Below are 4,145 nucleotides of genomic sequence, written 5' to 3'. Positions count from 1 at the left end.
AAAATACGCTGATGTTGGCGCCTCTGGGCACGGTGGCCGCATTACTGATCGCCTATCCTCTGGCATACCAGCTTGCTGTTCGGACCAGTGATAAATGGAAAACGCTGCTGCTGGTGTTGGTGATCGTTCCGTTCTGGACGTCGATCCTCATTCGCAGTTACGCGTGGATTTTCATCCTTGGGGGGCGCGGAATTCCAGCCCTCCTCGACATTGTTGGCATAGAGGGCGTGCGTTTGATTAACACGCCTTTCGCAGTCTTGGTTGGGATCATCTATGGCTATCTGCCGCTGATGGTCTTTCCGATTTACGTCAGCCTAGATCGTCTGGACAAACGCCTGCTTGAAGCGTCGTCTGACCTTGGAGCACCTCCGTTGACAACCTTCCTGAAGGTTACATTGCCGATGTCCATATCGGGAATCGCCACGGGATGCATGTTGGTGTTCATTTTGCTGATGGGCGAGTTCTTGATCCCGGCCCTATTGGGCGGAGGCAAGGTGTTTTTCGTTGGCAATGCGCTTGTCGACCTGTTCCTGCAGTCACGGAACTGGGCCTATGGGTCGGCAGTGGCCGTGATGCTTATCGTCATCATGCTTGTGACTGTCACACTTTATATGCGTCTGATTTCGCGGCTGAATGTTCAGCACGACGACGCTCCGCTGATGTGAGGCCCCATGCGCATTTATGCCGTTTGTGTATATGTATTCCTCTATACTCCCATCGCGATCATCGCGTTGTTCAGCTTCAGCGCCGGGCGCAGTGCGAGCCAACTGGAGGGCTTTTCTGTCCAGTGGTATGGCCGTGCGCTGAACAATCCGTTTGTGATGGATGCGCTCGGTAACAGCCTTTTCGTGGCCTTTGTGTCTGCCACACTCGCAAGTGTATTGGGAACTTTGGCAGCCGTTGGTTTGCAGGGCATCCGGGGACCTGCGCGGGCCCTGTTTGACGCATTGATCTACATCGCAGTGATGATCCCCGGGATCGTGATTGGCATTGCCACCCTGATTGCTCTGGTGACGGTGTTTGGCGTTGTGAACCCATGGCTTGAAGCGTTCTGGCCGGGCAGCGCCCCTGCGCCGACGCTGCGGATGGGAATGGGGTCTTTGATCGCCGCCCACACCATGTTCACCCTCGCGCTGGTCATCATCATCGTACGCGCGCGCCTTGCCGGGCTGGAAGGTGCGCTTACGGAAGCCTCAGCCGATCTCTATGCAACGCCGCTGGGCACGTTTCGCCAGATTACATTGCCGCTGATTGCGCCTGCGATCCTGGCTGGATTTTTGCTGAGCTTCACGTTTAGCTTCGATGACTTCATTATCGCTTTTTTCGTCGCCGGATCAGAGACAACGCTTCCGATCTATATCTTCTCGTCCATCCGTCGTGGCATTACCCCTGAGGTGAATGCCATCGGCACTATGGTGATGGGCGCCTCTTTGATCATGCTTGTTGTCGCGCAGCTTATCTTGAGACGGGGACAAAAAAGATGATCTTTGATTTTGTGAAAGGGACGCGTTTTGCAGCTTGAGAACAAGGTCGCACTTGTTACAGGTGCAGGGTCCGGAATTGGCGCGGCGGGTGCGCGGGCGATGGCCCGTGAAGGCGCTTACGTGTTTGTCACGGATCGCGACGCAGCCTCTGCGCGGGCTGTTTCGCAGTCTATCGCGGCCGAAGGATATGCTGCTGAAGCTCTCCAGCTTGACGTGACCGATGATCAGGCATTGATCGACGCCATTAAGGGGGCGGCGCTTACAAAGGGCCGGCTGGATATTCTGCACTCGCATGCAGGTCTGCAGGTCGAGGGGAAACTTGAGGACGTAGCGGTTGCCGATATGGATGCTTCCTGGGCGCTGAACGTGCGTGCGCATTTCGTTGCGGCGCAGGCGGCGATTGCGCCCATGCGTGCTCAGGGCGGCGGAAGTGTTATTATCACGTCGTCAAATTCCGGCGTGCAATATGACCGCGAGATGATTGCCTATGCGACCACCAAGCATGCGGTTCTGGCCATGACGCGCCAGATGGCTGCCGATTATGCGAAAGAGAATATCCGGTTCAACTCTCTGTGCCCCGGTTTCATCGACACACCGTTCAATCGCGGCTTTGAGATTCAGATGGGTGGGCGCCACAAGCTTGATGAATATGTCGAAACCACCATCCCGATGGGTCGTTTTGGCACGGTTGATGAAATTGCCGGCGGGATTGTGTTTCTCGCTTCTGATCAGTCGGCGTTCATGACCGGGCACGCTTTGGTCATCGATGGCGGCGAAAGCATCTGAACACCACTCGGCCTGTGATCAAAAGGAACGATGAGATGAGCAAAACACCCAATGATCGCCTTGCTGGCAAGACGGCTGTCATAACCGGAGGTGCGGCTGGGATAGGTCGCGCGACGTCGCTGATGTTTGCGCGTGAAGGCGCGCATGTGGTCATCCTCGATATTCAGGATCAGGCCGCGGAACAGACGCTGGATATGATCGAAAAGGCTGGTGGCTCTGGGCATTATTTCCACGCGGATGTCTCGAAAGCAAACGAAGTAGATCGGGCATTTGATGCGATTAAAGCAGATGTCGGGCCTTACGATGTTTTGTTCAACCATGCGGGAACGATCATTGTGAAGGCTCTGCACGAGTCGACCGAGGAAGACTACGACAGGCTGATGGATATCAATGTCCGCTCGGCCTTTCTTGTCTGTCGTCGAGCCCTGCCTGAAATGGTGTCAAATGGAGGCGGATCGGTTGTCATCACTGCGTCAATCGCCTCGGAACTTGGGTATGCGCTTGAGTCGCTCTACTGCATGTCCAAAGGCGCTGTTTTGCAACTGGCCCGGACAATCGCAATTGAGTATCGCGATCAGGGCATCCGTTGCAATGCGGTCTGTCCGGGGTTCGTAAAGACTGCTCACGGTTTGCGCGAAATTGCAGAATTGGACGCGGCCGGGCAGACCTGGAAGGACGGCGACCTGGCCGCAACGCAAGGGCGGATATGCGAGCCAGATGAGGTGGCTTCCGCCGTCGTTTTCCTGGCGTCCGATGAAGCAAGTTTCGTCAACGGACATGCGCTTTATGTGGATAATGGTTGGTACTCCAAGGGGTGAAACTTGTGATCAGCACGGATTGGCTGGCAGAACACTGAGGTGTCGTTTCGGTCAAGTCTAACAGCGAATTTTCTCCATCGCTGGATCAAATAATGGCTTGAGTGACGCGGTCGCATTGACGAGCACCCCGGCAACATCGATCTGCCATGTGCCTTCGTTGACCATTGCCGCCGTCAGTGGTTCGTCCAGCTCCGCAAATCCAATGCCGACAGCACCACCAAGCGTGTGGCCGTATCCCCCGATTTGGACATGGCCGACCTCTGATCCATCGAGAAAAATCAGTTCGTTTCCATACAACAGTGGCTCGGGGTCTTGTAGCAGGAACTGCAACATCCGTGTTGATGGAACGCCGTTGGCCTTTATGTCGGCCAGAGCGTCGCATCCGATGAATCCCCCGGGTTTGTCGAGTTTGACGGCAAATCCCAAGCCGGCCTCGATCGGGTTGTCGGTGTTGTCCACGTCAAGGTTAGTGTCGCAAACTTTTGGTATCCGTTGCGTTCGATCGATGCTTGGTGCAGATGGCACGGCTTGAAAGGCTAGTATCAGGGTCGGGAAAATGGTCAGTTTCAAAGGCGCGCAGTATCCGAAATCTGTGATCCTCTACGCGGTCTATTTCTACGCCAGGTTTCCGGTCTCATATCGAGACCTCGAAGAAATCATGGCCGAGCGAGGCGTCGAGGTTGATCATGCGACGCTCAATCGGTGGGTTGGGAAATACGCAGGCGCACTGGCCGAAATGGCTCATCTCCGGAAAGCACCGACCGGGCGATCTTGGCGCATGGACGAAACCTATATCAAGGTCAAAGGCCGTTGGATGTATCTGTATCGAGCGATCGACAAGTTCGGCAACACCCTTGATTTCATGCTCTCCAAGCGCCGCGATGAAGCGGCGGCGACGGCATTTTTCGCCAAAACCATCGCCAACAATGGCTGGCCGGAAAAGGTTGTCATCGATAAGAGCGGTTCAAACGCGGCCGGTCTGTTCAACATGAATTACTTGTTGGTGTTACAGAGCTGGTGCTGGCTGATCGAAGTCCTGCAAGTCAAATATCTCAAT

Annotated in this window: 6 protein-coding genes; 5 read left to right on the top strand and 1 reads right to left on the bottom strand. The window is 55.2% G+C overall.

Annotation, left to right across the window (positions count from 1 at the left end):
- From Q1B15_RS07475 to Q1B15_RS07460, 4 genes are all read left to right on the top strand, one after another.
- Nucleotides 1-665, top strand: a 665-nt coding sequence (locus Q1B15_RS07475) for an ABC transporter permease (RefSeq protein WP_299752400.1), incomplete at its 5' end; no start/stop codon positions are given.
- A gap of 6 nt (nt 666-671) precedes the next feature.
- On the top strand, nt 672-1,484 hold the full coding sequence (locus Q1B15_RS07470) for an ABC transporter permease (RefSeq protein WP_299752397.1): 813 nt from the start codon (nt 672-674) through the stop codon (nt 1,482-1,484).
- Between the two features lie 27 nt (nt 1,485-1,511).
- The gene (locus Q1B15_RS07465) at nt 1,512-2,270 is read left to right on the top strand and encodes an SDR family oxidoreductase (RefSeq protein ID WP_299752394.1); all 759 of its coding nucleotides are present in this window, start codon (nt 1,512-1,514) and stop codon (nt 2,268-2,270) included.
- A gap of 35 nt (nt 2,271-2,305) precedes the next feature.
- The gene (locus tag Q1B15_RS07460; RefSeq protein WP_299752391.1) at nt 2,306-3,088 is read left to right on the top strand and encodes an SDR family oxidoreductase; all 783 of its coding nucleotides are present in this window, start codon (nt 2,306-2,308) and stop codon (nt 3,086-3,088) included.
- A 57-nt stretch (nt 3,089-3,145) separates the two neighbouring features.
- Here the strand turns inward: Q1B15_RS07460 and Q1B15_RS07455 are convergent, their stop codons facing one another.
- Nucleotides 3,146-3,658: a glycine cleavage T C-terminal barrel domain-containing protein gene (locus Q1B15_RS07455; protein ID WP_299752389.1), complete on the bottom strand. Its 513-nt coding sequence runs from the start codon at nt 3,656-3,658 to the stop codon at nt 3,146-3,148.
- On the opposite strand from Q1B15_RS07455, the gene Q1B15_RS07450 reads away from it, so the two are divergent.
- On the top strand, nt 3,645-4,145 hold a 501-nt coding region (locus Q1B15_RS07450), incomplete at its 3' end, for an IS6 family transposase (RefSeq protein ID WP_299752386.1). The genes Q1B15_RS07455 and Q1B15_RS07450 overlap by 14 nt on opposite strands.

It is taken from the genome of uncultured Boseongicola sp. (assembly GCF_937988555.1).
Taxonomy (GTDB): Bacteria; Pseudomonadota; Alphaproteobacteria; order Rhodobacterales; family Rhodobacteraceae; genus Boseongicola.
Note: the sequence above shows the minus strand (reverse complement) of the source record. Positions and strands in the feature narration are given on the sequence as shown.